The organism is Pseudomonas putida, from assembly GCF_028682175.1.
Taxonomy (GTDB): domain Bacteria; phylum Pseudomonadota; class Gammaproteobacteria; order Pseudomonadales; family Pseudomonadaceae; genus Aquipseudomonas; species Aquipseudomonas putida_AD.
Window position 1 is genome coordinate 42705 of record NZ_JANHKS010000025.1, and the last position, 26289, is coordinate 68993.

Consider the following 26289-nt stretch of genomic DNA (forward strand, 5'->3'; position numbering starts at 1 on the left):
CGGTGGGTCAGTCACCCTCTATGCGTCAGGGCTGACGCGATCGCGGGCAAGCCCGCTCCCACAGAGTTGTACTGGCGCATCGGCTGCATGAGCATGCGTGACGTCAAACTTGACGGTCAAAGCGTCGGGGCGTCTTTCGCGGGCCCCAGCACAATCGCCAGGTGCCGCAAGTCCTCGATCTCCACGCTCAGGCTCTTGCCCGACGGGCTCGCAGCCAGCGTGCCCAGCGCGAAGAGGGTAAAGAACTTCACCTCGTCGGCATGGCTCAGCAACTCGGCGATGTAGCGGCTGGAACGATAGGCCTGCATCTGCGCAGGCGAGACATACAGCGTCACCCGCTTGCCCTGCAGCCGGTCAAAGAACGTGAACCTGAACCCGGTCCCGAAGCGCTCCACCAGCCCGCCACCATACAGCACGCGTCGCTCGTCACCGACCTGCGCGTACTTGATGTGGCGAAAGTACGAGCGCAACGTCACCTCGCCCTGGCCCGGAACACGCAGCGTCAGAAGGGCAAATTCCTCTTTGCTCAGCTCGGCCTGGGCCTGGCGGAAACTGTCCACCAGCCGCTCCAGATTGCTGGTGCGGGTTTCCTTGGGCTGATTGCGCTTGGGTGTGTCAGGAACAGGCGTTGGTTGCGCAGGTTCTTCTGCCTGGGGGATGTCAGGCTTGTCTGTGTCAGGCGCCGGTTTCACCCGTTCCTTGAGGGATGGATCGAACACATCGATGTAGTCATCCAGCTTGCGCCTGGCCTTGCGCAGCGCACTTTCTGACTCCGTTTCTTCGGCAGGCGGCGCGTCCTGGGGGGTGTCGTCGACCCACTCGCAATCGGCGTGGTGTTCGTAATTGGGATTGGCGCGAAAGTGCGCAGCGACAAACGCCGGGTTTTCCTGCGGCTTGACGTCATACCGTACGCCGGTGACCTTCACCCCCAGCGCCCGGCAGGCCTCGGAGGAACACAGGAAGCTGAAGCGCGCCCGCGGCGGCTCCTGGGAAAAGTATTCACGCCGCGCCGCAACGATCGACAGTTCCTGCTGCAGTTCGACACAAAACGCGCGAGTGATGCTCTTGCTGGTCTTCATGAAAGCGGCCGGTTCCTTTGCCCAGGTGACATAAGGGCATGATGCGTAATCGCCATGAACCGGGCAATGGCTTGTGACCGCTTTTGCAGGAGCAAGCTCACTCCTACAGGCTTGTCATTGGCCCGGGACCGCCAGCCATTCGCCGACCACTTTCTGATAGGTACCGGTGGCCTTGGCCAGATGCAGCCATTGATCGACGTAGGCCTTCCAGCTCACATCGTCGCGAGGGAGCAGGTAGGCCTTTTCGCCGTACTGCATGTAGCGTGACGGGTTGACTGTGCACAGCCCGCGCAGGCGTTTCTGCTGGTACAGGGCTTCGGACGCATCGGTAATCATCACGTCTGCCTGCTTGTCCAGCAATTGCTGAAAGATGGTCTTGTTGTCGTGAAAGGCCAGCTTCGCGTTGGGCAGAAACGCCCGGGCGAACGCCTCGTTGGTGCCGCCCTGAGGTTCGATCAGACGGACGTCGGGCTGATTGATCTGCGCAACGGTCTGGTATTTGGCCTCATCCTCGCACCGTACCAGCGGCACCTTGCCGTCGATATCCAGCGTGTCGCTGAAAAACGCCTTCTTCTGCCGTTCCAGCGTCACTGAAATCCCGCCCACCGCGATGTCGCACTTGCCCGCGGTGAAGTCCGTCATCAGCGTCTTCCAGGTGGTCGGCACCCACTCGACCTGCGCCCCGAGGCTCTGCGCCAGCGACTGCGCCAATTCGATGTCGATGCCCTCGTAGCCACCGTCCGGTCTGTGGAAGGTATACGGCTTGTAATCCCCGGTGGTGCAGACCGAAAGCTTGCCACTTTGCTGCACCGAATCCAGACGCGAAACCGCCTCGCCCGCCTGCGCCTGCGCCATCCCGAGCAGGCTAACCAGCAGGGTGGCAGTGATGTTTTTATTGTTCATGTGATCGATCCCTGTGAGGTGACATCCGGGGTGTTGTTATAGAGGTGGGGGACAGGGATGGGAAGCGTCAACCTGCCACAAGATAGTCCCAACACCAGGGACTGATCTACTTACTGGGTGCCCGAGCCGCCCGGACCTTCGCCCGATGATGCCGCACCAGCGCGACCACTGCCGCAATCACCACCACGCCGATGAAGATCGGCAGGCGGTAGGGTTTGAGGTTGCCCAGCAGGTTCTGCAGCGCTTCGCCGGCCCAGTATCCGGCCATGACGAAGAGGGTGGCCCATACGGCGGCGCCGAGCAGGTTGATCGCGGAAAAACGGATCGGTGACAGGCGACTGGCGCCGATCACCAACGGGCCGATCAGGCGCATGCCATAGAGAAATCGCACCGAGAACACCGAGGCCATGGGGTAACGTTCGATCAGCCCTGACACTCGGTCAATGGTGGCTTGCTGGCGATGCAGGCGAGGCAGGATGCGCGGCCCGAAGTAGCGACCGGTCCAGAACAGGATCTGGTCGCCGAGCATGCCGCCCAGGGTGGCGATCAGGATCACATCGACAAGACGCAGGGATGTCTGGTGCGCAGCAAGCCCGCCCAAAATCAGAATGGTTTCGCCTTCAAGCAGGCAGCCGATGAACACGGCCCAATAGCCGTAGTTGACGAGCAGCGCGTTGATGTCGACATGTTCGAACATGGGGGAAAGCGGCCTCAAGGCAGGGACCTGCCGCAACGGGCGGAAGGTTTGCCGTTCGACCTGATCGGTTCGTCAACAGTTCTATCGCGTTTTCTGCCCCGAAGCCGCTCACTCGCTGTATTCGGCTTCCAGTGCCGCGAGATCTTTCTCTATCACCTTCATCAACATTTCCCACTCGCCCTGGGTACGTTTCATCGCCTCACCTTCGCGGGAGTAGAGAAAATCGATGACGTTCGCGGTTTCCTTGGCCTTGGTGGTCGGGCGGAAGGCGTCCATGCTCAGCACCCGCGCCAGCATGTCCAGCTCGGTGGCGTGGTTGACCCACTGCCAATTGTCCTTGATCACCAGCTTGTCGATGAGAATGCATTGCTTCTTGAAGCTGCGCAGACTGGCGCCAAAGGGGCTGGCGGCCAGTAGCGAGGTGATGCGCGAACCTTCGTTGTTGGCCTTGTCCACCGCATTGGGGCCAAAGAACCACTCGTTGAAGCTCAGTTCGATCTCACGAAAGGCGACATTGGCATCCCAGATGATGCCCAGCGCCTTGTTGTGGATCATCTCGTTCTTCCAGGCGCGATAGGCCTTGAATGCAAGGCCCACCAGGCCTATGGCTGCCAGCGCCTGCACCAGGGCCGAACAGGAATTGATGACGTCGTACGCGCGGGCCGAACCTGAGACGCCAGCGCCCGTGTAGGACTCGTAGAAGACAGCCCCGGTCATTGCCGCGAGGGCAAAGAGGGCACAGTAGAAACCGAATGCATAGGGATCTTTCATTGTTGTTTTTATCCGATCAGCGAGGTTAAACGTATGGTCCATTTCGCTCTGGATCAGTCATTTTTCAGGCTAGTTGAGAACTGGGGATTTGCAGGAAGGGTGACGAAATGAATTCTTACAGATCCACTCGCTTCTCGTAGCAGTCCGGCTTGCCGGCGAGGCGATCCTCAGATATTCGGCGCCTTGAAAGACGACACGCCGGCAAGCCGGACCGCTACGGGTTGCGGCGATGCGGGAACAGTCGGGTGTCAGCAAGACAGTCCTTCAAGTGGTCGTAGACCAGTCGCACACGTGGAGGTACCGGGCCTGACTGGGTGCGGTAAATAATCAGGTCCGTGGAGGGCGGCGCGCAGTCGGCCAGCACTTCGATCAGCCGTCCCTCGCTCAAATGCGGTTCGGCCAGATAATGCGGCATCTGTGCAAAAGCCAGCCCGCCTAGGACGAATTCAAGCTCCGTTTCCGGATCGTCGCAGCTGAACGCGGGGGAGGGCGGCAGGTAGTCCTGACCCTGGGCAAAAAACCACGGCCATGGCCGACCATGATTGCGGTCGATCAACAACGACATGGGCAAGGCTTTCAGATCCTCGATGCTGGTGGGCGACCCCACCCTCTCGATCAGCGAAGGCGCCGCGACGACTTTCAATGGCACCTGCGCCACCGCCCGCGCGATGTAGCGCCGGTCCCGCACTGCACCGACCCGGATGCCGATGTCGATACGCGACGCCACCGCATCGGTCAGTTGGTCCTCAAGGCTCAACTCGATTCGCAGCCCAGGATGCTGCTCCATCAGCGGCCCGAGAAACCCCGGCAGGTACAGCTTGCCGATGGCATGGGGTGCAGTAATGCCTACCCGCCCCGTGATTTCGGCACTCCGGGATTTGCTGTGGGCCACGAACAGCTGATCGAACCGGTTCAGCGTCTCCCGCGCCTGCTGGGCGATCTCCCTGCCGAACGCAGTGACATGAGCCTGGCGCGTGCTGCGATGAAACAACGGCTCGGCGAAGGTTCGTTCCAGTTCCTTGATCGCCCGCGTCACCTTCTGCGGCGACGTCCCGAGGCGATGGGCCGCCTCGCGAAAGCTTGGCGCATCCACTGCTACCAAAAATACCCGCAGCATCTCCATGCGATTGAGCATTGCACGCCTCGTATTCCAGAAAGTGGAATTCTCAAATCCTAACTCTTCCATTTTCTGGATCGGATATCCACTGCAAACTTCATCTCAAGCACTTCCCACTCGCTTGAGGAGATTCAAAATGAGCAATGGCATTCAAAACAAGGTTGTTGTCATCACTGGCGCCAGCAGCGGTCTGGGCGAAGCCACCGCCCGCCACCTGGCCCGCCTGGGCGCCAAGGTTGTCCTGGCTGCGCGCCGTCAGGAACGCATGGACGTGATCGTCAGCGAGATCAAGGCAGCCGGCGGCCAGGCCTCGGCCTACACCGTCGACGTCACCCGCCGCGAAGACCTCAGCACCCTGATCGAAAACGCCGTGCGCGACTTCGGCAAGGTCGATGTCATGATCAACAACGCCGGCTTCATGGCCATCGCCCCCATCTCCGAACTGCGCGTCGAAGAATGGGATCGCATGATCGACATCAATATCAAGGGCGTGCTCTACGGCGTGGCTGCCGCGCTGCCCAAGTTTGAAGCCCAGGGCTTCGGCCACTTCATCAACATCTCGTCGGTGGCCGGCATCAAGGTCTTCAGCCCCGGCGGCTCGGTCTACAGCGGCACCAAATATGCGGTGCGCGCCATCTCCGACGGCCTGCGCCACGAAGTCGGCGGCAAGATCCGCACCACCACCATCGAGCCAGGTGCCGTTGAATCCGAACTCAAACTCGGCAGCGGCCACCAGCCAAGCGCTGACGTGGTGAACGAGTTCTACAAAATGGCCATCCCGGCCGAGTCCGTCGCACGAGCGATCGCCTACGCCATCGAACAGCCGGGGGATGTGGACATCAACGAAATCGTGTTGCGGCCGACTGCGCAGGATTTCTGATCAGCGCAGCGCTTGCCGGCGAGGCGTCCTCACCATCGGCTCGCCGGCAAGCCGGACTGCTACGGTTCTGCGGCGCAACACACACCGCAATCACCCCCCAATCCCGTAGCAGTCCGGCTCGCCGGCGTCAGCGATCTCAAGGCCGCCCCCGCCGGCAAGCCGTGCTGCTACGGTTCCGCGGCGGAACACAAACCGCAAGCACACCCCGATCCCGTAGCAGCACGGCTTGCCGGCGGGGGCGATTTTGAAGGCGCAGGATTGCCAGGTCAGGCATGAATATTCAGGAACCGGCTACCTGCACAGGGTTGCCGGTTTTTGGCATTGGGGCAGACGCGACCAGCGCTATCCGAAAAACCTCAGACACAAAAAAACCGGCTCAAATCTGGCCGGTTCTTTTCATCTTCAAGCGACGCAACCCCTTGAAGGTACTGCTGTCTGGTGCCCCGAGGGAGACTCGAACTCCCACTCCTTTCGAAAACGGATTTTGAATCCGCCGCGTCTACCAATTCCGCCATCAGGGCTTGTGGCGGCGGAGTATAGAGACGCGCCTACCGTTGGTCAATCATGTTTCATGGTCAATTTTGTGCTTTTCCGCTAAACTTCCCGGCCCTGCTAGACGAACCCCATCATGCGTGTCGCCGACTTTACCTTCGAACTCCCTGATGCACTGATCGCTCGCCACCCTCTGGCCGAGCGTCGCAGCAGCCGCTTGCTGACCCTGGACGGGCCGAGCGGTGCGCTGGCACATCGCCAATTCGCTGATTTGCTGGAGCATTTGCGCCCCGGCGATCTCATGGTTTTCAACAATACCCGGGTGATTCCGGCGCGGCTGTTCGGGCAGAAAGCCTCGGGCGGCAAGCTGGAAATCCTGGTGGAACGGGTGCTGGATCAGCATCGCGTGCTGGCCCATGTGCGGTCGAGCAAGTCGCCGAAGGCGGGGTCGACGATCCTCATCGATGGCGGTGGCGAGGCCGAGATGGTGGCGCGCCATGATGCGCTGTTCGAGCTGCGTTTTGCCGAGCCGGTGCTGCCGCTGCTCGAGCGCGTAGGGCATATGCCGTTGCCTCCTTATATAGACCGCCCGGATGACGACGCCGACCGCGAGCGCTACCAGACCGTGTACGCCCAGCGTGCCGGCGCGGTGGCGGCGCCGACGGCGGGGCTGCATTTCGACCAGGTGATGATGGAGGCGATTGCTGCCAAGGGCGTCGAGACGGCCTTTGTCACGCTGCACGTGGGCGCGGGGACGTTCCAGCCGGTGCGCGTCGAGCGCATCGAAGATCACCACATGCATAACGAGTGGCTGGAAGTCACTCAAGAGGTGGTCGATGCCGTGGCGGCGTGTCGCGCGCGCGGTGGCCGTGTGGTCGCGGTGGGCACCACCAGTGTGCGTTCGCTGGAAAGTGCGGCACGTGATGGCGTGCTCAAGGCGTTCAGCGGCGACACCGATATCTTCATCTACCCGGGCCGTCCCTTCCATGTGGTCGATGCCCTGGTCACCAATTTCCATTTGCCTGAATCCACGCTGTTGATGCTGGTTTCAGCCTTCGCCGGTTACCCGGAAACCATGGCGGCCTACGCGGCTGCGGTGGAGCACGGATACCGCTTCTTCAGTTACGGGGATGCCATGTTCATCACCCGCAATCCGGCGCCGACTGCACCTCAAGGATCAGATGCGGCCCCCGAGGATCTCGCATGAGTCGCACCTGTCGTATGTCGTTTGAGCTGCTGGCCACTGATGGCAAGGCTCGTCGTGGTCGTCTGACCTTTCCCCGTGGCACGGTCGAGACCCCGGCGTTCATGCCGGTCGGTACCTATGGCACGGTCAAGGGCATGCTGCCCCGTGATATCGAGGCCATCGGCGCCGAGATCATCCTGGGCAACACCTTCCACCTGTGGCTGCGTCCTGGCACCGAGGTCATCAAGGCCCACGGCGACCTGCACGATTTCATGCAGTGGAAAGGCCCGATTCTGACCGACTCCGGTGGTTTCCAGGTGTTCAGCCTGGGCGCGATGCGCAAGATCAAGGAGGAGGGCGTGACCTTCGCCTCGCCGGTGGACGGCTCCAAGGTATTCATGGGGCCGGAAGAGTCGATGCAGGTCCAGCGTGACCTGGGCTCGGACATTGTGATGATCTTCGACGAATGCACCCCGTATCCGGCCGACGAAGACGTGGCGCGCACCTCCATGGAGCTGTCGCTGCGCTGGGCCAAGCGTTCGAAGATCGCCCATGGCGAAAACACCGCGGCACTATTCGGCATCGTTCAGGGCGGCATGCATGAAAACCTGCGCATGCGCTCGCTGGAAGGCTTGAGCGAGCTGGATTTCGACGGCCTGGCCATTGGCGGCCTGTCGGTGGGCGAGCCCAAGCACGAGATGATCAAGGTGCTCGATTACCTGCCTGGTCGCATGCCCGCTGACAAACCTCGTTACCTTATGGGTGTAGGCAAGCCTGAAGACCTGGTTGAAGGTGTGCGCCGCGGAGTCGACATGTTCGACTGCGTGATGCCTACGCGCAACGCCCGCAACGGTCATCTGTTCATCGACACCGGTGTCCTGAAGATTCGTAATGCGTTCCATCGCCACGATGATTCGCCGCTGGATCCGACGTGCGATTGCTACACCTGCAAGAACTTCTCCCGCGCTTATCTGCATCACCTGGACAAGTGCGGCGAAATGCTGGGGAGCATGCTCAATACGATCCACAATTTGCGGCATTACCAGCTGCTGATGGCTGGTTTGCGCGAGGCTATTCAACAGGGTACATTGGCCGCCTTTGTCGATACGTTCTATGCCAAGCGCGGGCTTGCAACGCCGCCCCTGGATTGATTGACAGCCGGTCTATCCGCTTCTTATTAAAATTATGCAACTGGAGTGCTAAATGAGCTTTTTCATTTCCAACGCCATGGCGGACGCAGCCGCGCCTGCCGCTGCGGGTCCGGCGGGTTCGGGTTTCGAGTGGATTTTCCTGGTCGGCTTCCTGGTCATCTTCTACCTGATGATCTGGCGTCCACAGGCCAAACGCGCCAAAGAGCAGAAGAATCTGCTGGGTAACTTGCAGAAGGGCGACGAAGTCGTTACTTCCGGCGGTATCGCGGGCAAGATCAACAAAGTGACTGACGATTTCGTGGTGATCGAAGTTTCCGACACTGTAGAACTGAAGATCCAGAAGGGCGCCATCGCTGCCACCCTGCCCAAGGGCACCCTGAAAGCCATCTGATTCCAGTCTTTTACCAATCGACGGGGCGCGCAAGGCGCCCCGCGTTATAAGCAGGCGGCGTGATGTTGAACAAATACCCACTGTGGAAATACTTCCTGATCCTGGTCGTACTGGGCATCGGCTTTATTTATTCCGCACCCAATCTCTACCCTGACGACCCGGCCATCCAGGTCAGCGGCGCAAGCACTGCGTTGCAGGTCAATCAGGCGGATCTGGATCGCGTAAGCAAGGCGCTTACCGATGCTGGCATCGCGGTCAAGGGCGCGTCTCTGGCCGAGAATGGCAAGGGCGGTTTGTTGCGTCTGACCAAACAGGAAGACCAGCTGCCCGCCAAGGATGTTGCGCGCAAGGCGCTGGGTGACGACTACGTCGTTGCGCTGAACCTGGCACAGACCACGCCGAAGTGGCTGCGCAACGTGGGCGCAAGCCCGATGAAACTGGGTCTCGACCTCTCCGGTGGTGTGCACTTCCTGCTGGAAGTCGACATGGAGAAGGCACTCAGTGCGCGTCTGAACGTCTACGAAGGCGAAGTCAAAAGCCTGCTGCGCAAGGAAAAACTGCGTTATCGCAGCCTGCCGCAGGATGGCAATGCCATTCAACTGGGCTTCAGCGACACCGATTCCCGCGAGCAGGCCCGTAGCCTGATCCGCAAGGATTACAGCGATTTCGACATCACCACCAGCGAGCGTGGCGAGATGCCGATCCTGCGTCTGGCCATGACCCAGGCCAAGATCGCCGAGATTCGCGAATATTCGATCAAGCAGAACCTGACCACGGTGCGTAACCGTGTCAACGAACTGGGCGTGGCCGAGCCACTGGTTCAGCGCCAGGGTGCCAACCGCATCGTGGTCGAGCTGCCAGGCGTGCAGGACACTGCCGAAGCCAAGCGTATCCTGGGCAAGACCGCCAACCTTGAGTTCCGTCTGGGTGCAGGCCCCGATGACACCAAGGCCACCACTGAAATGTTCGAGTTCCGCGAAGGCGGTCGTCCGGCTGCAGCGGTAGAGCGTGGCCTGATCATCACCGGTGACCAGGTCACCGACGCCAAGGCCGGCTTTGACGAGCACGGTCGCCCGCAGGTGAACATCAAGCTTGACGGCCACGGTGGTGACCTGATGAGCCGCGCCACCCGCGCCAACGTCGGTCGCAGCATGGCGGTGATCTTCATCGAGCAGCGTCCGCAGACCACCTACGTCAAGCAGATGGTCGACGGCGTCGAGAAAGACGTGCCGGTGCAGACCTTCAAGGAAGACAAGAAGATCATCAGCCTGGCGACCATCCAGTCGCCGCTGGGTGCGCAGTTCCGCATCACCGGCCTGAACGGCCAGGGCGAATCGTCGGAACTGGCACTGCTGCTGCGTGCCGGTGGTCTGGCCGCTCCCATGTACTTCGCTGAAGAGCGCACCATTGGCCCGAGCCTGGGTGCCGACAACATCACCAAGGGTGTCGACGCTTCCCTGTGGGGCATGCTGTTCGTCTCGCTGTTCATCCTCGCCATCTACCGTTTCTTCGGCCTGATCGCGACCGTGGCACTGGCCTTCAACATGGTCATGCTGCTGGCGCTGATGTCGATCCTGGGTGCCACGCTGACCCTGCCGGGTATCGCCGGTATCGTGTTGACGATGGGTATGGCGGTGGACGCCAACGTGCTGATCTTCTCGCGTATACGTGAGGAGCTGGCCAATGGCATGACCGTGCAACGTGCGATCAACGAAGGTTTCGACCGCGCCTACACCGCGATTCTCGACGCCAACCTGACCTCGCTCCTGGTCGGCGGCATTCTCTACGCCATGGGCACCGGCCCGGTCAAAGGCTTCGCCGTGACCATGTCGCTCGGTATCTTTACCTCGATGTTCACGGCCATCATGGTGACCCGCGCAATGGTCAACCTGATTTATGGCGGCCGTGACGTCAAGAAGCTGTGGATCTAAGGGGCTGCCATGAAACGTACAATCAACTTCATGGGCGTTCGCAACGTTGCGTTCGCCCTGACCATGCTCCTGACCGCGCTGGCGTTGTTCAGCTGGTTCCACAAGGGGCTGAACTTCGGCCTGGATTTTACCGGCGGTACGCTGATCGAGCTGACCTACGAGCGTCCTGCCGATCTTGGCAAGGTGCGTGACGAGCTGACCAATGCCGGTTACCACGAGGCAATCGTGCAGAGCTTCGGCGCGACCACCGATCTGTTGGTGCGCATGCCGGGTGAAGACCCGCAACTGGGCGCACAGGTAGCCGACGCACTGCGCAAGACCGGTGCCGATAACCCGGCCACGGTCAAGCGCGTCGAGTTCGTCGGCCCGCAGGTGGGTGAAGAGCTGCGCGACCAGGGCGGTATCGGCATGTTGCTGGCACTGGGCGGCGTTCTGATCTACCTGGCATTCCGCTTCCAGTGGAAGTTTGCCGTGGGCGCGATCGTTTCCCTGATCCACGACGTGGTCGTGACCATGGGTATCCTGTCGTTCTTCCAGATCACCTTCGACCTGACGGTGCTGGCGGCGGTCCTGGCGATCATCGGTTACTCGCTCAACGACACCATCGTGGTATTCGACAGGGTTCGCGAGAACTTCCGTCTGCTGCGCAAGGCTTCGCTGATCGAGAACATCAACATCTCCACCACCCAGACCCTGCTGCGTACCATCGCCACGTCGGTGTCCACGCTGCTGGCTATCGGCGCGCTGTGGATCTTCGGCGGCGACAGCCTGCACGGTTTCTCGGTGGCGCTGTTCATCGGCGTCATGGCCGGTACCTACTCCTCGATCTACATCGCCAACGTGGTGCTGATCTGGCTGAACCTGCGTACCGAAGACCTGCTGCCACCGGTTGCAGCCGAGCAGGTGGATGATCGTCCATAACGATTTGATCTGACCGGTCGTCACGTTAGAAGGCGCGAGTTTGAACTCGCGCCTTTTTTTGTGCTCCAAGGCTGGGAGTAGCGTAAGAAATTGCGCTGAAAATGGTCAGGAGGTTCACGTGAACAAATCGTTGCTAGTTGGTGCTGTATTGGGCGCTGTCGGTGTGACTGCCGGTGGGGCTTTGGCCACCTATAGCCTCGTTAAAAACAACGGCCCTGAATATGCCGACGTGCTGGCCGTCGAGCCTGTAAAAGAACAGATCAAGACCCCTCGTGAAGTGTGCAAGGACGTCGCGGTGACCCATCGCGCCCCGGTCAAGGACCAGCACCAGATCGTCGGTACAGTTGTCGGTGCCCTGGCAGGTGGCCTGCTCGGTAACCAGGTGGGTGGCGGTAACGGCAAGAAGATCGCCACCGTGGCCGGTGCGGTCGGCGGCGGCTACGCCGGCAACAAGGTGCAGGAAGGCATGCAGAACCGCGATACCTACACCACCACCGAAACCCGTTGCAACACGGTCAACGACATCAGCGACAAGGTCGTGGGCTACAACGTGAAGTACAAGCTGAACGACAAGGTCGGCCAGGTGCGTATGGATCGCGATCCGGGCAGCCAGATTCCGGTCAACAAAGACGGTCAGCTGGAATTGAGCCAGGCCGGTCAGTAAGTTTCGGTCGGCTCCCCAAAAACGCCCCTCACGCAGGGGCGTTTTTTTTGGCCCATCCGGCCATCCCGTAGGAGCGCGCTTGCCCGCGAATGGCCGGTACATCCGATGGCGATGTGTCGGATGCACCACCGCCGTCGCGGGCAAGCGCGCTCCTACAGGGAGTGAGTCCAGTTTCTCCGGCATACCCGAAAAAGACACGCTTCGTCCGTCACAGCAAGACCTGTAGGAGTGAGCTTGCTCGCGATATGGCCAGTACATTCGATCGAGATGTGCCGGATGCAACACCGTTATCGCGAGCAAGCTCACTCCTACAGGAATGGGGGAATCGCTTTCTGCGCCATACACGGCACGGTAGGAGCGCGCTTGCCCGCGAATGGCCGGTACATCCGATGGATATGCGTCGGATGCACCACCGCCGTCGCGGGCAAGCGCGCTCCTACAGGGAGTGAATCCAGTTTCTCCGGCATACCCGAAAAAGACACGCCTCGTCCGTCACAGCAAGACCTGTAGGAGTGAGCTTGCTCGCGATACGGCCAGTACATTCGATCGAGATGTGCCGGATGCAACACCGTCATCGCGAGCAAGCTCACTCCTACAGGAATGGGGGAATCGCTTTCTGCGCCATACACGGCACGGTAGGAGCGCGCTTGCCCGCGAATGGCCGGTACATTCGATGGCGATGTGTCGGATGCGCCACCGCCGTCGCGGGCAAGCGCGCTCCTACAGGTTTGGAGGAAAATACATTCCTGCGCCATACCGCGGAATTACCTCTATATCTAAAACGTATTCAACCGGTACTAACTATATATTTTTTATTTGAATTCTCGCCGCGTAAGCTTTTTGCAGGTGGTCATCCACCTGACAAAACCAATAAAAAACAGCTACGCCACGCGGGAAACAATAATGCAAAAAAGCCCTGTATCTCTTGGCCTCACGTCTGCTGCCGCCCTTGGGTTGAGCCTCACTTTTCCAGGTTTTGCCGAAGCCGATTTCCTGGAGGACAGCAAGGCCGACCTCGAATTTCGCAACTTCTATTTCAACAGCGATTACCGCCAGGACAACGCCAGCCAGTCCAGGCGCGATGAATGGGCCCAGGGCCTGATCCTCAACTACGAATCCGGTTTCACCGAAGGCACGGTAGGTTTCGGGGTGGACGCCGTCGGGCTGTTCGGCCTCAAACTCGACTCGGGCCCCGAGCGCCGCAACTCCGGCCTGCTGCCGGTGGGCGATGAGAAGGCCCCGGATGACTATGGACGCGCCGGTGTAACCGCCAAGGCGCGGATTTCCAAAAGCGTGCTGCGGGTCGGCACGCTGATGCCGAAATTGCCTACGGTCCTGCCCAACGATGGACGACTGCTGCCGCAGACCTTTCGTGGCGCGCAGGTGACATCCAAAGACATCACCGACATGACCCTCAATGTCGGGCGCCTCACCAGCAACAGTGAACGCAACGACAGTGGCCACGAGGACATCGAGGCTGAAGGGAAGGGCATCAAGGGCGGGCGGCCCAGCGACAAGTTCGATTTCGCCAGCGCCAGCTACAGCTGGACCAAGGGACTGACTACTTCCTACAACTACGGCGGACTTGAGAACAACTACAAGCAGCACATCGTGACGCTGCTGCACAATTTCCCCCTGAGCGAGTCGCAGTCGATCAAGAGTGACCTGCGCTATGCGCGCTCGCTCAAGGACGGCAATACCAACGTCGACAACACCGCCATCGGCGCGCGTTTCACCTACAGCGTGCTCGGCCATGGTTTTGGTGTGGCCTATCAGAAGATGAGCGGCGACACAGGGTTTCCGCACTTGGCGGGAACCGACTCCTTCCTCGTCAACTACGTGATGATCTCCCCCGATTTCGCCAACCCCGAAGAGCGTTCGTGGCAAGCCCGCTACGACTATGACTTCGCGGCGGCCGGTCTGCCGGGGCTGACCTTCATGACCCGTTACCTGCAGGGCGACAACTTTGCCCGTGGCGCCAAAGAAGGCACCGAGTGGGAACGCAATACCGACATCGCCTATGTGTTCCAGAGCGGCGCGCTGAAGAACCTCGAACTCAGGTGGCGCAACGGCACTTACCGCAGCAATGGCGGCAACGACATCGACCAGAACCGCGTCATCGTCAGTTACACGCTGCCGTTGCTCTGAGTCGCACCTGTGAACACTTTTCCTCAATCGCTCACCCTCGGCTGTTGCCGCAACGGAGCCTGAAATGCCAACCAGAAAGACCCTGATCCATCTCGCCGTCGCCTTCGCGCTGTTCAATAGTCATGGGGCCTGGGCCGCCAATACCGCCGAGGTGCCCTGTGCCACCACAGAACAATGTGCCGCACAGGCGGCGAAGATCGGCGCGACTGTCGACAAGTCCAAGGCGCGGGCCAGCAAGGGCGAGAGCCAGTTCTCCTGGCTGAACCGTATCAACAAGGCCTCCATCGTCATGCTCACGGAGGAGGGCATCGTCAAACCCGAGATGGGGCAGAAGATCGCTACCGGTGTGCGCTACGCCATCGATCAGGCCGACCAGCCCAACGGCAAGCGACCCAGCGATGTGCTGCAACTGGAGCAGATCATGACCGACAAGATCGGTCCTGAAGCTTCGCTGATCCACTCTGGCCGCAGCCGCCAGGACATGCTCGCCACCTACCGTCTGGCCAAATTACGTTCTGACGTCCTGGGCTATAGCGAGGCCTTGAATGCGACCCGCAAGCGCCTGCTGGATCTGGCCGACAAGAACGTCGATACGCTGATCCCGGCGTACACCAACGGCGTGCAGGCGATGCCGATAACCTACGCGCATTATCTGCTGGCGTTCGAGGCGGCATTCGACCGGGACGGCCAGCGGATTCGCGAGTTGTATCAGCGTCTGAACCAGAGCCCGATGGGCACGGCGGTGCTGGCCAACTCGGCCTATCCGCTGAACCGCGAGCGCATGGCCGAGCTGCTGGGCTTTGACGCGGTGCGCGAGAACTCGCTGGATTCGAGCCAGGTTTCCACCTATGACATCCCTATCGAGGCGGCGAACATTGCGTCGTCGTCGGCTATCCGGGTGGGCGCGATGATTGGCGACATTCACACCCAATATCACCAGATTCGCCCGTGGCTGCTGCTCGATGAAGAGAAAACCTACACCAGCAGCGCCATGCCGCAGAAACGCAATCCGGGGTTGCTGATGCGCGCACGGGAAAGTGCGTCCGATGTGGTAGGACTGGCCCAGACCGTGACCCTGCGGGCGCACAACGTCACCACCGGCATGACCGACTACAAGTTTGCCTTTGATTCGCTGGGCGTGTTCGATTCCACCAGGGAAATGTTCGCCGCGACGGACGCGGTGCTCGATGCCTTGCAGGTCAATCCACAGCGCGCCCGTGAAGAGCTCGAGAACGAGTGGACCACGTCCATGGAGCTGGCCGATACCCTGGAGCGCACGCAGAAAGTGCCGTTCCGCATTGGCCACAGCTTTGCGTCGCTGATCGTCGAGCAGGCCCGCGACCAGGGCCTGACGCCCAAGACATTCCCCTATGCCGACGCGCAAAAGCTTTACACCAAGGCGGCCGACAAATATCAGTGGAAACAGAACACGCTGCCGCTGGATGAGGCGACATTCCGCGCCTCGCTGTCGCCTGAAAACATGGTCAACACTCGCAAGGGCACCGGCGGCCCGCAACCGCAGGAGGTCAAGCGCATGCTGGCCGAAGCCCACAAGAACCTGGAAGCCGATCAGGCATGGCTGAGCGAGCGTCGGGAGAAGCTGACCGAGGCCGAAGGCAAGCTGGACCGTGCGTTCGAGAAGTTGTTGTCGTCCAAGGGGTGATACCCCAGGCTCGACGAAACCTGTAGGAGCGCGCTTGCCCGCGATCTGCCGCATTGGCGGCAGCAAAACCTGACACCTCGGTTTGGCTGACACGCTGGGGGCGTCAGGTTTTGCTGCCGCTTCGCGCCAGATCGCGGGCAAGCGCGCTCCTACGCGATGTCAGTGCAGCGCCTTTCGGGCAGCATCAAAGACGAAGCCATTCTGCCAGCGCGCAATCGCCAGGCACGCCACGCAGTTACCCAGCACGTTGGTCAGCACGCGGCATTTCATCAAGCGCTCCACGCCCAGCAGCAACCCCACGCTTTCCACAGGCACCAGGTTCAGCAAGTTGAGTGTGGCAACGAGGGTGAAGAACGCAGAACCCGCCATGCTGGTAGAACCCAGCGACGTCACCATGGAAATCAGCAGCAGGGTGAGCAGTTGCGCCGCAGTCAGATCGACCCCCGCCATCTGCGCCAGGAACATCACCGCTGTCATCAGGTAAATGTTCGAGCCGCTGAGGTTGAAGGTGTAACCGGTAGTCAGCACCAGGCGCGTCAGTTGGCGGTCGCAGCCGAGCATTTGCATCTTCTCGATCAGGCCGGGCAGGGCAGCGACCGAAGAGCCGGTGAAGGTGACCAGCAACAGTTCGTCCTTCAGATGAAGCACCAGCGACCACAGTGAAATTCCGCAGGCGTGGGTCAGGGGTGTCAGGATCAGCAGGATGAACGCCGCAGACGCCAAATAGATCACTGCAACGAACTTGAGCAGCGGCAGGGCCGAGGCCGGGCCGAATTTGCCGATGGTAAAGGCGATGGCGCCAAAGGCGGCCAGCGGGGCGAAGCGCAGAATCAGCTTCAGGGCGCTGAACAGCCACTGGACGACTTTTTCCAGGGTCAGACGTAGCGTTTCGGCATGCCGAAAGCCACTTGCACGACCGATCAATACTCCGGTCAACAACCCGGCCAGCATCACCTGCAGGATCGGATTGTGCATCAGCCCGCGTGCAATCAGCGACCCGAACCCGGTCCACGAAAACCCGCCCGCTGCCTGAGTGTCGAGGGTCAGGGCCGCCGCTGTGCCTGAGCCTGGCTGCGTGAAGTCGGCGATCAGGCAGGCCAGTGACAGCGACAACAATGCCATGCCTTGAAAATAGACGAATACCTTGCCCGCCAGTCCACGCTGGCGCACCTGCAGACCCGCCACGCCGGAGGCGATCAACAGGAACATCATGAACGGCATGAGCCAGCCGATCACCCGAATGAAACCGTCGCTCAGAGGCTTCATGGTCACGGCAAGGGCGGGATCGAAAACGCCCAGAAGCGCACCGCAGGCGATGGCCAGCAGAAGTTGCAGGGTGCTGCTGCGAAGAAGCCTTGCAGGCATCGGCGTACCGGTCTGGACGTGCTTATTGTTATTGGTGGACGTGCCTTGTCAGCGTCAGGCGGATTAGGCACGCTTGCCGGCCAATGTCGCATTGACCGGGCGGCAATCATAAAACCTCGCTGCGGGATAGACCACCATGGAGCTTCGTCATCTGCGTTATTTCGTCATGGTGGCCGAAGAGCGACATTTCACCCGCGCCGCCGCGCGCCTGAACATGCAGCAGCCGCCATTGAGCCAGCAGATCCGCGCGCTGGAGGAGGAACTGGGTTTCGATCTGTTCAAGCGACATCCCAAGGGTGTGGATCTGACGGCAGGTGGGCAGGTTTTCCTGCAAGAGGCCCGGGAGATTCTCGCCCGTGTCCAGGAAGGTTCGCTCAAGGCGTCACGGGCCGCCCATGGCATCGAGGGGCAGTTGAGTGTCGGCTTTACCAGCTCGGCGGCGGCCCACCCGTTGATCCCGCGCATCATCCGCGCCTATCGCGAGCGTTTCCCTGCGGTGGCGGTGTCGTTGAAAGAGGGGAGCGCCCAGCAACTGACCGAGGCGGCCATCGAAGGCAGCGTTGATGTGGGCATTGTGCGAGCGCCGGTCGGTCGCCATCAGAGCCTTGAATTTCACCGGCTGCTGAACGAGGAGATGCTGCTGACTTTGCCGGTCGGCCATCCCTTGCTGGCCGACTATGACGGGCACGGCGAGCCACCGGCTGTTGCGCTGGAAAGCCTGAGCCAGGAGCCGTTCATTCTGGTTCGTCGCCCCGGCGCGCCGGGGATGTACGCCAATCTCATCAAGGCATGCCTGAATGCGGGCTTCAACCCGAAGATCGCGTTCGAGGTCGAGCGTATGCTCACCAACGTCAGCCTGGTGGCGGCGGGGGCGGGGGTTTCCATCGTCCCGGCATCCATGAGGGATGTGCACAAGGAGAGCGTGATCTATTGCCCGATTGCCAACGCCAAGCCCAGGCTGCACGCGCCGATCACCCTGGTGTGTCGCAGTTTCAACCAGTTGCCGCCTTTGAAGAACTTCATCGATTTGTCTCGGCAGTTGAGTGCGAGACGACCCCGCCGGGGTTAGACGTTGCCTTTTCATTGGGACACAAAAAAACCGGCACAAGGCCGGTTTTTTTACAGCTGCGAAAACGCTTAGCGCTTGAGCGAAGCCGGTACGAACGGTGCGATCGAGGTCAGTACGGCCTTGAAGCACTTGGTGTTGCCCGCAACGATGTGACCCTTCTCGAGGAATTCGTGGCCGCCGTTGAAGTCGCTGACCAGGCCGCCTGCTTCCTGGATCAGCAGGGCGCCGGCTGCCATGTCCCACTCGGACAGGCCCGACTCCCAGAATGCGTCGAAACGACCGGCAGCGACGTAGGCCAGGTCCAGGCTCGCGGCACCGGCGCGGCGGATGCCGGCAGTCTGGCCAACCAGCGAACGGAACATGTTCAGGTAGTTTTCCAGGTTGTCCATCTGGTTTTCGCGGAACGGGAAACCGGTGCCCAGCAGGGCGCCTTCCAGGCTCTTGCGCGGGCTGACGCGCAGGCGACGGCCATTGAGCTGGGCGCCACGGCCACGGCTGGCGGTGAATTCTTCCTGGCGGACAGGGTCCAGGACCACGGCGTGTTCCAGGCGACCACGGTATTTGCAGGCGATGCTGACGGCGAAGTGCGGGACGCCACGAACGAAGTTGGTGGTGCCGTCCAGTGGGTCGATGATCCACAGGTAGTCGGCGCCTTCGCCGCTGCCAGCGTGCAGGCCGCTTTCTTCGCCGAGGATGCCGTGGGTCGGGTAGGCCTTGAGCAGGGCGTCGACGATGACTTTTTCAGCGGCGCGATCGATTTCGGTGACGTAGTCTTTCGCGTCTTTTTCGTCGACCTTGATGGAATCCAGGCGCTCGATGGAGCGGAAAATCAATTCGCTGGCGCTGCGGGCGGCGCGCAGCGCGATATTCAGCATGGGCTGCATGGATGTATCACCTAGGTCGTTAAAGAGAGCCGGCCATTCTATTGGTTCTTGCCGATGATTTCCAGCGCCGGAACCTGCTTTAAGCTGCGTCCGGTCGCCTCACGGGCAGTGGTAAAGCGCAGATCCGGGGTGTATGAAGGTGATGTCGTGCAAGGGTTCATAGCCTTGGGCCGGGTGCTTCTGTAACATTCGTCCCCCTTTTCACCTGCTAGCGAGACTCCACCATTGCTGCAAAATATTCGTGTTGTCCTGGTCGGTACCAGTCATCCGGGAAATATCGGTGGCGCTGCTCGTGCCATGAAGAACATGGGGCTTTCGCGTCTGGTGCTGGTCGATCCGGCTCACTTTCCCCACGATGACGCCAATGCGCGTGCGTCCGGGGCCAACGACATTCTGGAAAAGGCCCAGGTCGTCGGCACGCTGGAGGAGGCGCTTGTGGGTGCCAATCTGGTCATGGGCACCAGCGCCCGTGACCGCAAGATTCCCTGGCCACTGCTCGATCCCCGTGAAGCGGGCGCCATGACCGTCGAGCACGCAGGGCAGGGTGAAGAGATCGCGCTGGTCTTCGGTCGCGAATACGCAGGCCTGACCAACGAAGAGCTGCAGCGCTGTCACTACCACGTACACATCCCGTCCAACCCTGATTTCAGCTCGCTGAACCTGGCGGCGGCGGTGCAGGTGCTCAGCTACGAGACGCGCATGGCGTGGCTGGCGGCGGACGGGCAGGCGACCAAGGTCATGAAGTACGAAACGACCTCGCCGCGCAGCACCGAACTGGTGGCAATGGATGACATGGAAAAATTCTATGAGCATCTGCAAAGCACCCTGGTGGACATTGGCTTCCTCGATCCGGAGAAGCCGCGTCACCTGATGGCCAGGTTGCGCCGGTTGTACGGTCGCTCGGAAATCAGCCGGTCTGAAATGAGCATTTTGCGTGGCATCCTCACCGAGACCCAGAAAGTCGCCCACGGTGAGCCCTACAAGCGGAAGGATCAGTGATGTTCGAGCGTCTGAGAGAAGATATCCAGAGCGTATTTCACCGGGACCCGGCAGCGCGCAATGCCTTTGAAGTGCTGACGTGCTACCCCGGCATGCACGCGATCTGGCTGCATCGCCTGTCTGGCTGGTTGTGGAGCAGGGATCTGAAATGGCCGGCGCGCATGGTGTCCAACTTCGGGCGCTGGCTGACCGGTATCGAGATTCATCCGGGCGCCAAGGTGGGCCGGCGCTTCTTTATCGATCACGGCATGGGCATCGTCATTGGCGAGACGGCCGAGATCGGTGACGACGTGACGCTGTATCAGGGCGTGACCCTGGGCGGCACCAGCTGGAATAAAGGCAAGCGCCACCCGACCCTGGAATCCGGCGTGGTGGTAGGGGCGGGCGCCAAGGTGCTCGGCCCGTTCACCGTGGGTGCGGGCGCCAAGGTCGGCTCCAATGCGGTGGTGACCAAGCCGGTTCCGGCGGGCGCGACCGTGGTGGGGATTCCGGGGCGGATCATCGTCAAGGCTGACCAGAACGACGCCGAAGCCAAGCGCAAGGCCATGGCCGAGAAGATCGGCTTCGATGCCTACGGTGTGGGCGAAGACATGCCTGACCCGGTCGCACGGGCCATTGCCCAGTTGCTCGATCATCTGCAGGCGGTGGATGTGCGCATGGAAGACATGGGCAAGGCGCTCAAGAGTCTGGGCTGCGAGTACCGCGAGAAAGAGCTGCCGGAGCTGCATCAGGATGTCTTCGACTGCATGAAGGAGCGCAGCGAAGCCAAAGTCGCTCAGGAATAAGCACCCGACGCACCGGGCAAAATGCAGGCATGCCTTTTGCCCCAGTCTTTGCTACCATACCGCCGCGTTTTTGCGGGTAATCCTGAGTGCTTTACTAGGTCTTATAGTTGACTTAAATACTCGGGAATAGCATACTCGCCCTCATTCCGAACCTCCGCGGTACACGTCATGCGATTGACTACAAAAGGCCGATACGCCGTAACCGCCATGCTCGACCTGGCGTTACACGCGCAGCATGGGCCAGTGTCCCTGGCCGATATCTCCGAGCGGCAAGGGATTTCCCTTTCCTATCTCGAGCAACTGTTCGCCAAGCTGCGCCGCGGCAATCTGGTGTCCAGCGTGCGTGGTCCGGGCGGCGGCTACCAGCTGTCGCGCAGCATGCAGGGGATCCAGGTGGCGCAGGTGATCGATGCGGTCAACGAATCGGTCGATGCGACGCGCTGCCAGGGGCTCGGTGATTGCCATGCTGGCGATACCTGTCTGACCCACCATTTGTGGTGCGACCTCAGCCAGCAGATTCACGAATTTCTAAGCGGTATCAGCCTGGCCGACCTCGTCACTCGCCGTGAAGTGCAGGAAGTCGCCCAACGCCAGGACCTGCGTCGTTGCAACAGCAAGGCACAGTTCCTGGACAAGATTGAAACATCCGCCGTTGAGTGAACGCAGATGAACGCGCGGCGCGCCTGCCCGATAGGAGATATTCAATGAGATTGCCGATTTACCTCGATTATTCCGCGACAACCCCGGTCGACCCACGTGTCGCCCAGAAGATGAGCGATTGCCTGCTGGTTGACGGAAACTTCGGTAACCCGGCCTCGCGTTCCCACGTCTTTGGCTGGAAAGCCGAAGAGTCGGTCGAGAATGCCCGCCGTCAGGTGGCTGATCTGGTCAACGCCGATCCGCGCGAAATCGTCTGGACTTCCGGTGCCACCGAATCCGACAACCTGGCCATCAAGGGCGCCGCGCATTTCTATGCGACCAAGGGCAAGCACCTGATCACCAGCAAGATCGAACACAAGGCGGTGCTCGACACCATGCGCCAACTGGAGCGCGAAGGTTTCGAAGTCACTTACCTTGAGCCGACCACCGACGGTCTGATCACTCCGGCGATGATCGAAGCTGTCCTGCGTGACGACACCATCCTGGTTTCGATCATGCACGTGAACAACGAAATCGGCACCGTCAACGACATCGCTGCCATTGGCGAACTGACCCGTTCGCGCGGCGTGCTGTTCCATGTAGACGCTGCACAGTCCACCGGCAAGGTCGAGATCGATCTGTCGAAGCTGAAAGTCGACATGATGTCCTTCTCTGCCCACAAGACCTACGGTCCTAAAGGCATCGGCGCGCTGTACGTCAGCCGCAAGCCTCGTGTGCGCATCGAGGCGACCATGCACGGCGGCGGTCACGAGCGCGGCATGCGTTCGGGCACCCTGGCTACTCACCAGATCGTCGGCATGGGCGAAGCCTTCCGTATCGCCAAGGAAGACATGGTGGCCGAGAACGCTCGCATCAAGGCGCTGAGCGACCGTTTCTACAAGCAGGTCGAGCATCTGGAAGAGCTGTACGTCAACGGCAGCCTGACTGCCCGCGTGCCGCACAACCTGAACCTGAGCTTCAACTACGTCGAAGGCGAGTCGCTGATCATGGCGCTCAAGGACCTGGCCGTTTCGTCCGGTTCGGCCTGTACCTCGGCCTCGCTCGAGCCTTCGTACGTCCTGCGCGCCCTGGGCCGCAACGACGAACTGGCACACAGCTCGATCCGCTTCACCTTCGGCCGCTTCACCACCGAAGAAGAAATCGACTGGGCTGCGCAGAAAGTCTGCGAAGCCGTCACCAAGCTGCGCGCTCTGTCGCCGCTGTGGGACATGTTCAAGGACGGCGTCGACATCTCGAAGATCGAGTGGGCCGCACACTAATTTAAAGTCGCCACATGAATGCGGCGCTTTGAAAACCGGGTTTTTGAAGTGTCGCCAGAGCGACAGTCTGATTTGATGAGGATATGAACCATGGCTTACAGCGAAAAGGTCATCGACCACTACGAGAACCCGCGCAACGTCGGCAAGATGAACGCGGAAGACCCTGATGTCGGCACCGGCATGGTCGGCGCCCCGGCGTGCGGCGACGTCATGCGCCTGCAGATCAAGGTCAACGAGCAGGGCATCATCGAAGACGCCAAGTTCAAGACTTACGGCTGCGGTTCGGCCATTGCTTCCAGCTCCCTCGCCACCGAGTGGATGAAGGGCAAGACCCTGGACGAAGCAGAGACCATCAAGAACACCCAGCTGGCTGAAGAACTGGCCCTGCCGCCAGTGAAAATTCACTGCTCCGTACTCGCCGAAGACGCCATCAAGGCCGCCGTTCGCGATTACAAGCAGAAGAAAGGCCTGCTCTGAGCAGTCTTCATCCCGCTTGCAAGTAAGGAGTCACGATGGCTATCAGCATGACCGAAGCTGCCGCCAACCACGTGCGCCGTTCCCTCGAAGGGCGCGGCAAGGGTGATGGCATTCGTCTGGGCGTTCGCACGACTGGCTGTTCGGGCCTGGCGTACGTACTCGAGTTCGTCGACCAGCCGGAAAGCGAAGACACGGTGTTCGAGCACCACGGCGTCAAGGTGATCATCGATCCCAAGAGCCTGGTTTACCTGGACGGCACTGAGCTTGATTTCGTCAAGGAAGGGTTGAACGAAGGCTTCAAGTTCAACAACCCCAACTCGCGCGGTGAATGTGGCTGCGGCGAAAGCTTCAACGTCTGAGGCTTATCGTGGGTACTCCTTGTCACTTTGCTCTGTTCGATCTGCAGCCGGGTTTCCTGCTGGACCTCGATTTGCTGGCCACGCGCTATCGCGAGCTTGCCCGTAGTGTGCACCCCGACCGTTTTGCCGACGCTTCCGAGCGTGAGCAACGTGTTGCGCTGGAGCGCTCGGCAAGCCTGAACGATGCCTACCAGACGCTCAAGAATGCGCCTAAGCGGGCGCGTTACCTGCTGGCGCTCAAGGGCGAAGTGCCCCTGGAAGTCACAGTGCACGACCCTGACTTCCTGATGCAGCAGATGCAGTGGCGCGAAGAACTCGAAGACCTGCAGGACGAAGCGGACCTGGATGGCGTGGCGACGTTCAAGCGTCGCCTGAAGGTGGCGCAGGAACAACTGAACGATAGCTTCGCGGCCTGTTGGGACGATGCTGCACAGCGTGAGCAGGCCGAAAGGCTGATGCGCCGCATGCAGTTCCTCGACAAGCTCTCCTACGAAGTGCGCCAGCTCGAAGAGCGCCTCGACGATTAACCCCGCGCCGCCTTTTGGGCGGCGCGCCAGTGATATCAGAAAAGCAATGGCTCTACTGCAGATCGCCGAACCCGGCCAAAGTCCAAAACCACACCAGCGCCGTCTGGCCGTCGGGATCGATCTCGGCACCACCAACTCGCTGGTTGCTGCCCTGCGCAGTGGCATCAGTGAGCCGCTCCCGGATCAGGATGGCCAGGTCATCCTGCCGTCGGCCGTGCGTTATCACGCCGATCGCGTCGAGGTCGGCCAGTCCGCCAAGGACGCTGCCGCCACCGATCCCTTGAACACCATCATTTCGGTCAAGCGCCTCATGGGGCGTGGTATTTCCGATGTGAAGCACCTGGGCGAGCAGTTGCCTTACCGCTTCATCGGCGGCGAGTCGCACATGCCGTTCATCGAGACCGTTCAGGGTGCGAAAAGCCCGGTTGAAGTGTCCGCCGACATCCTCAAGGTGCTGCGCCAGCGCGCAGAAGCCACGCTGGGTGGCGAGCTGGTCGGTGCGGTGATTACCGTTCCTGCCTACTTTGACGATGCTCAGCGCCAGGCCACCAAGGACGCCGCCAAGCTGGCGGGCCTGACCGTGCTGCGCCTGCTCAACGAGCCCACCGCTGCGGCGGTGGCCTATGGTCTGGACCAGAACGCCGAAGGCATCGTGGCCATCTATGACCTGGGCGGCGGCACATTCGATATCTCGATCCTGCGCCTGACCGGCGGTGTGTTCGAAGTCATGGCCACCGGCGGCGACAGCGCCCTGGGCGGTGACGACTTCGACTACGCCATTGCCAGTTGGATCATTGCCGAGGCTGGTCTGTCGGACGACCTGGACCCAGCAGCCCAGCGCAGCCTGATGCAGACCGCTTGCGCCGCAAAAGAAGCGCTGACCGATGCCGATTCGGTGGACGTCGCTTATGGCTCGTGGACTGGCGTGCTGAGCCGCAGCGGTTTCGACGCGCTGATCGAACCGATGATCGCCCGTAGCCTCAAGGCCTGCCGTCGCGCCGTGCGTGACAGCGGCATCGAGCTGGACGAAGTCGAGGCGGTGGTCATGGTCGGTGGATCGACCCGCGTGCCTCGCGTGCGTGACGCGGTTGCCGAGCTGTTCGGCCGCCAGCCGTTGACCGAAATCGATCCGGATCAGGTGGTTGCCATTGGTGCAGCGATCCAGGCCGATACGCTGGCAGGCAACAAGCGCGATGGTGGCGAGTTGCTGCTGCTGGATGTGATTCCGCTGTCCCTGGGTCTTGAGACCATGGGCGGCCTGATGGAAAAGGTCATTCCGCGCAACACCACGATTCCCGTGGCCCGTGCCCAGGAATTCACCACTTACAAGGACGGCCAGTCGGCCATGATGATTCACGTGCTGCAAGGCGAGCGTGAACTGATCAGCGACTGCCGTTCGTTGGCCCGCTTTGATCTGCGCGGCATTCCGGCCATGGTGGCCGGCGCTGCGAAGATTCGTGTCACCTTCCAGGTCGATGCCGACGGTCTGCTGAGTGTTTCCGCTCGCGAGCTGGCTTCGGGCGTGGAGTCGAGCATTCAGGTCAAGCCGTCCTACGGCCTGACCGACGGCGAAATCGCCCGCATGCTCAAGGATTCGTTCCAGTATGCCGGTGATGACAAGGTGGCCCGTGTGCTGCGTGAGCAGCAGGTCGATGCCCAGCGCCTGATCGAAGCCGTCGAAGGCGCGCTGCAGGCCGACGGCGAGCGTTTGCTCGACGCCGAAGAGCGCATGGTCATCGAGATGCAGGTCGAAGAACTCCGTGAATTGATGAAGGGCACCGACGGTGCGGCCATCGAGCAGCAGACCAAGCGTCTGTCGCAGGTGACCGATGCGTTCGCGGCCCGCCGCCTGGACTCGACGGTGAAAGCCGCGTTGGCCGGGCGCAACCTGAATGAGATTGAGGAATAACG

The 26289-nt window shown here is 60.9% G+C and carries 25 protein-coding genes and 1 tRNA gene; 18 read left to right on the forward strand and 8 right to left on the reverse strand.

Going from position 1 to position 26289, the window contains the following annotated elements:
* Positions 1 to 116: 116 nt before the first annotated feature.
* The 5 genes from NPS29_RS17655 to NPS29_RS17675 form a co-directional block, all read right to left on the reverse strand.
* Positions 117 to 1079 (reverse strand): ATPase, encoded by a 963-nt coding sequence (locus NPS29_RS17655; RefSeq protein WP_274134029.1) that lies wholly within the window; start codon positions 1077 to 1079, stop codon positions 117 to 119.
* A gap of 114 nt (positions 1080 to 1193) precedes the next feature.
* A complete protein-coding gene (locus tag NPS29_RS17660) occupies positions 1194 to 1982 on the reverse strand; it encodes a transporter substrate-binding domain-containing protein (RefSeq protein ID WP_274134030.1) in 789 nt (262 codons plus the stop codon).
* A 106-nt stretch (positions 1983 to 2088) separates the two neighbouring features.
* Positions 2089 to 2679 (reverse strand): DedA family protein, encoded by a 591-nt coding sequence (locus NPS29_RS17665; protein WP_274134031.1) that lies wholly within the window; start codon positions 2677 to 2679, stop codon positions 2089 to 2091.
* A gap of 108 nt (positions 2680 to 2787) precedes the next feature.
* Positions 2788 to 3450 carry a hypothetical protein gene (locus tag NPS29_RS17670; protein WP_274134032.1) on the reverse strand — a complete coding sequence of 221 codons (663 nt, stop codon included), beginning with the start codon at positions 3448 to 3450 and terminating at the stop codon, positions 2788 to 2790.
* 214 nt (positions 3451 to 3664) lie between these two features.
* A complete protein-coding gene (locus NPS29_RS17675; RefSeq protein WP_274134033.1) occupies positions 3665 to 4585 on the reverse strand; it encodes a LysR family transcriptional regulator in 921 nt (306 codons plus the stop codon).
* Positions 4586 to 4703: 118 nt separating this feature from the next.
* Here NPS29_RS17675 and NPS29_RS17680 point away from each other — a divergent pair, with 118 nt between their 5' ends.
* Positions 4704 to 5447 (forward strand): SDR family oxidoreductase, encoded by a 744-nt coding sequence (locus NPS29_RS17680; RefSeq protein WP_274134034.1) that lies wholly within the window; start codon positions 4704 to 4706, stop codon positions 5445 to 5447.
* 436 nt (positions 5448 to 5883) lie between these two features.
* Here the strand turns inward: NPS29_RS17680 and NPS29_RS17685 are convergent.
* Positions 5884 to 5968: transfer RNA gene (locus tag NPS29_RS17685), tRNA-Leu, on the reverse strand.
* Between the two features lie 107 nt (positions 5969 to 6075).
* Here NPS29_RS17685 and queA point away from each other — a divergent pair.
* The 8 genes from queA to NPS29_RS17725 all read left to right on the forward strand — a co-directional run bounded on the left by queA (position 6076) and on the right by NPS29_RS17725 (position 15994).
* A complete protein-coding gene (queA, locus tag NPS29_RS17690) occupies positions 6076 to 7146 on the forward strand; it encodes a tRNA preQ1(34) S-adenosylmethionine ribosyltransferase-isomerase QueA (RefSeq protein ID WP_274134035.1) in 1071 nt (356 codons plus the stop codon).
* A 14-nt stretch (positions 7147 to 7160) separates the two neighbouring features.
* Positions 7161 to 8276: a tRNA guanosine(34) transglycosylase Tgt gene (gene tgt, locus NPS29_RS17695; protein WP_274134067.1), complete on the forward strand. Its 1116-nt coding sequence runs from the start codon at positions 7161 to 7163 to the stop codon at positions 8274 to 8276.
* Between the two features lie 52 nt (positions 8277 to 8328).
* Complete coding sequence (gene yajC, locus NPS29_RS17700; protein ID WP_062383548.1) at positions 8329 to 8667, forward strand: preprotein translocase subunit YajC; 339 nt, start codon at positions 8329 to 8331, stop codon at positions 8665 to 8667.
* A gap of 62 nt (positions 8668 to 8729) precedes the next feature.
* Positions 8730 to 10598 (forward strand): protein translocase subunit SecD, encoded by a 1869-nt coding sequence (gene secD / locus NPS29_RS17705; protein ID WP_274134036.1) that lies wholly within the window; start codon positions 8730 to 8732, stop codon positions 10596 to 10598.
* A 9-nt stretch (positions 10599 to 10607) separates the two neighbouring features.
* On the forward strand, positions 10608 to 11519 hold the full coding sequence (gene secF, locus NPS29_RS17710) for a protein translocase subunit SecF (RefSeq protein ID WP_274134037.1): 912 nt from the start codon (positions 10608 to 10610) through the stop codon (positions 11517 to 11519).
* 118 nt (positions 11520 to 11637) lie between these two features.
* Positions 11638 to 12183, forward strand: coding sequence for a glycine zipper 2TM domain-containing protein (locus NPS29_RS17715; RefSeq protein WP_274134038.1), 546 nt, complete (start codon positions 11638 to 11640; stop codon positions 12181 to 12183).
* 903 nt (positions 12184 to 13086) lie between these two features.
* Positions 13087 to 14331 carry an OprD family porin gene (locus NPS29_RS17720; protein WP_274134039.1) on the forward strand — a complete coding sequence of 415 codons (1245 nt, stop codon included), beginning with the start codon at positions 13087 to 13089 and terminating at the stop codon, positions 14329 to 14331.
* Between the two features lie 64 nt (positions 14332 to 14395).
* The gene (locus NPS29_RS17725) at positions 14396 to 15994 is read left to right on the forward strand and encodes an argininosuccinate lyase (protein WP_274134040.1); all 1599 of its coding nucleotides are present in this window, start codon (positions 14396 to 14398) and stop codon (positions 15992 to 15994) included.
* 159 nt (positions 15995 to 16153) lie between these two features.
* Here the strand turns inward: NPS29_RS17725 and NPS29_RS17730 are convergent, their stop codons facing one another.
* A complete protein-coding gene (locus NPS29_RS17730; RefSeq protein WP_274134041.1) occupies positions 16154 to 17359 on the reverse strand; it encodes a cation:dicarboxylate symporter family transporter in 1206 nt (401 codons plus the stop codon).
* Positions 17360 to 17495: 136 nt separating this feature from the next.
* Here NPS29_RS17730 and NPS29_RS17735 point away from each other — a divergent pair, with 136 nt between their 5' ends.
* On the forward strand, positions 17496 to 18428 hold the full coding sequence (locus NPS29_RS17735) for a LysR substrate-binding domain-containing protein (RefSeq protein WP_274134042.1): 933 nt from the start codon (positions 17496 to 17498) through the stop codon (positions 18426 to 18428).
* A gap of 68 nt (positions 18429 to 18496) precedes the next feature.
* Here the strand turns inward: NPS29_RS17735 and suhB are convergent, their stop codons facing one another.
* Complete coding sequence (gene suhB, locus NPS29_RS17740; RefSeq protein WP_274134043.1) at positions 18497 to 19312, reverse strand: inositol-phosphate phosphatase; 816 nt, start codon at positions 19310 to 19312, stop codon at positions 18497 to 18499.
* Between the two features lie 225 nt (positions 19313 to 19537).
* Here suhB and trmJ point away from each other — a divergent pair, with 225 nt between their 5' ends.
* From trmJ to hscA, 8 genes are all read left to right on the forward strand, one after another.
* Positions 19538 to 20311, forward strand: coding sequence for a tRNA (cytosine(32)/uridine(32)-2'-O)-methyltransferase TrmJ (gene trmJ, locus NPS29_RS17745; protein ID WP_274134044.1), 774 nt, complete (start codon positions 19538 to 19540; stop codon positions 20309 to 20311).
* A complete protein-coding gene (gene cysE, locus NPS29_RS17750) occupies positions 20311 to 21096 on the forward strand; it encodes a serine O-acetyltransferase (protein WP_274134045.1) in 786 nt (261 codons plus the stop codon). The genes trmJ and cysE overlap by 1 nt, the downstream gene beginning before the upstream one ends.
* A gap of 168 nt (positions 21097 to 21264) precedes the next feature.
* Positions 21265 to 21756 (forward strand): Fe-S cluster assembly transcriptional regulator IscR, encoded by a 492-nt coding sequence (gene iscR / locus NPS29_RS17755; protein WP_274134046.1) that lies wholly within the window; start codon positions 21265 to 21267, stop codon positions 21754 to 21756.
* A gap of 44 nt (positions 21757 to 21800) precedes the next feature.
* On the forward strand, positions 21801 to 23015 hold the full coding sequence (locus NPS29_RS17760) for an IscS subfamily cysteine desulfurase (RefSeq protein WP_274134047.1): 1215 nt from the start codon (positions 21801 to 21803) through the stop codon (positions 23013 to 23015).
* Positions 23016 to 23105: 90 nt separating this feature from the next.
* Positions 23106 to 23492, forward strand: a complete 387-nt coding sequence (iscU, locus tag NPS29_RS17765; protein WP_062383507.1) for a Fe-S cluster assembly scaffold IscU — start codon at positions 23106 to 23108, stop codon at positions 23490 to 23492.
* Positions 23493 to 23527: 35 nt separating this feature from the next.
* On the forward strand, positions 23528 to 23851 hold the full coding sequence (iscA, locus tag NPS29_RS17770; RefSeq protein ID WP_274134048.1) for an iron-sulfur cluster assembly protein IscA: 324 nt from the start codon (positions 23528 to 23530) through the stop codon (positions 23849 to 23851).
* 8 nt (positions 23852 to 23859) lie between these two features.
* Entirely contained in the window at positions 23860 to 24378 is a 519-nt protein-coding gene (hscB, locus tag NPS29_RS17775) for a co-chaperone HscB (protein ID WP_274134049.1), read from the forward strand.
* A gap of 46 nt (positions 24379 to 24424) precedes the next feature.
* Positions 24425 to 26287 (forward strand): Fe-S protein assembly chaperone HscA, encoded by a 1863-nt coding sequence (hscA, locus tag NPS29_RS17780; protein ID WP_274134050.1) that lies wholly within the window; start codon positions 24425 to 24427, stop codon positions 26285 to 26287.
* Positions 26288 to 26289: the final 2 nt, after the last annotated feature.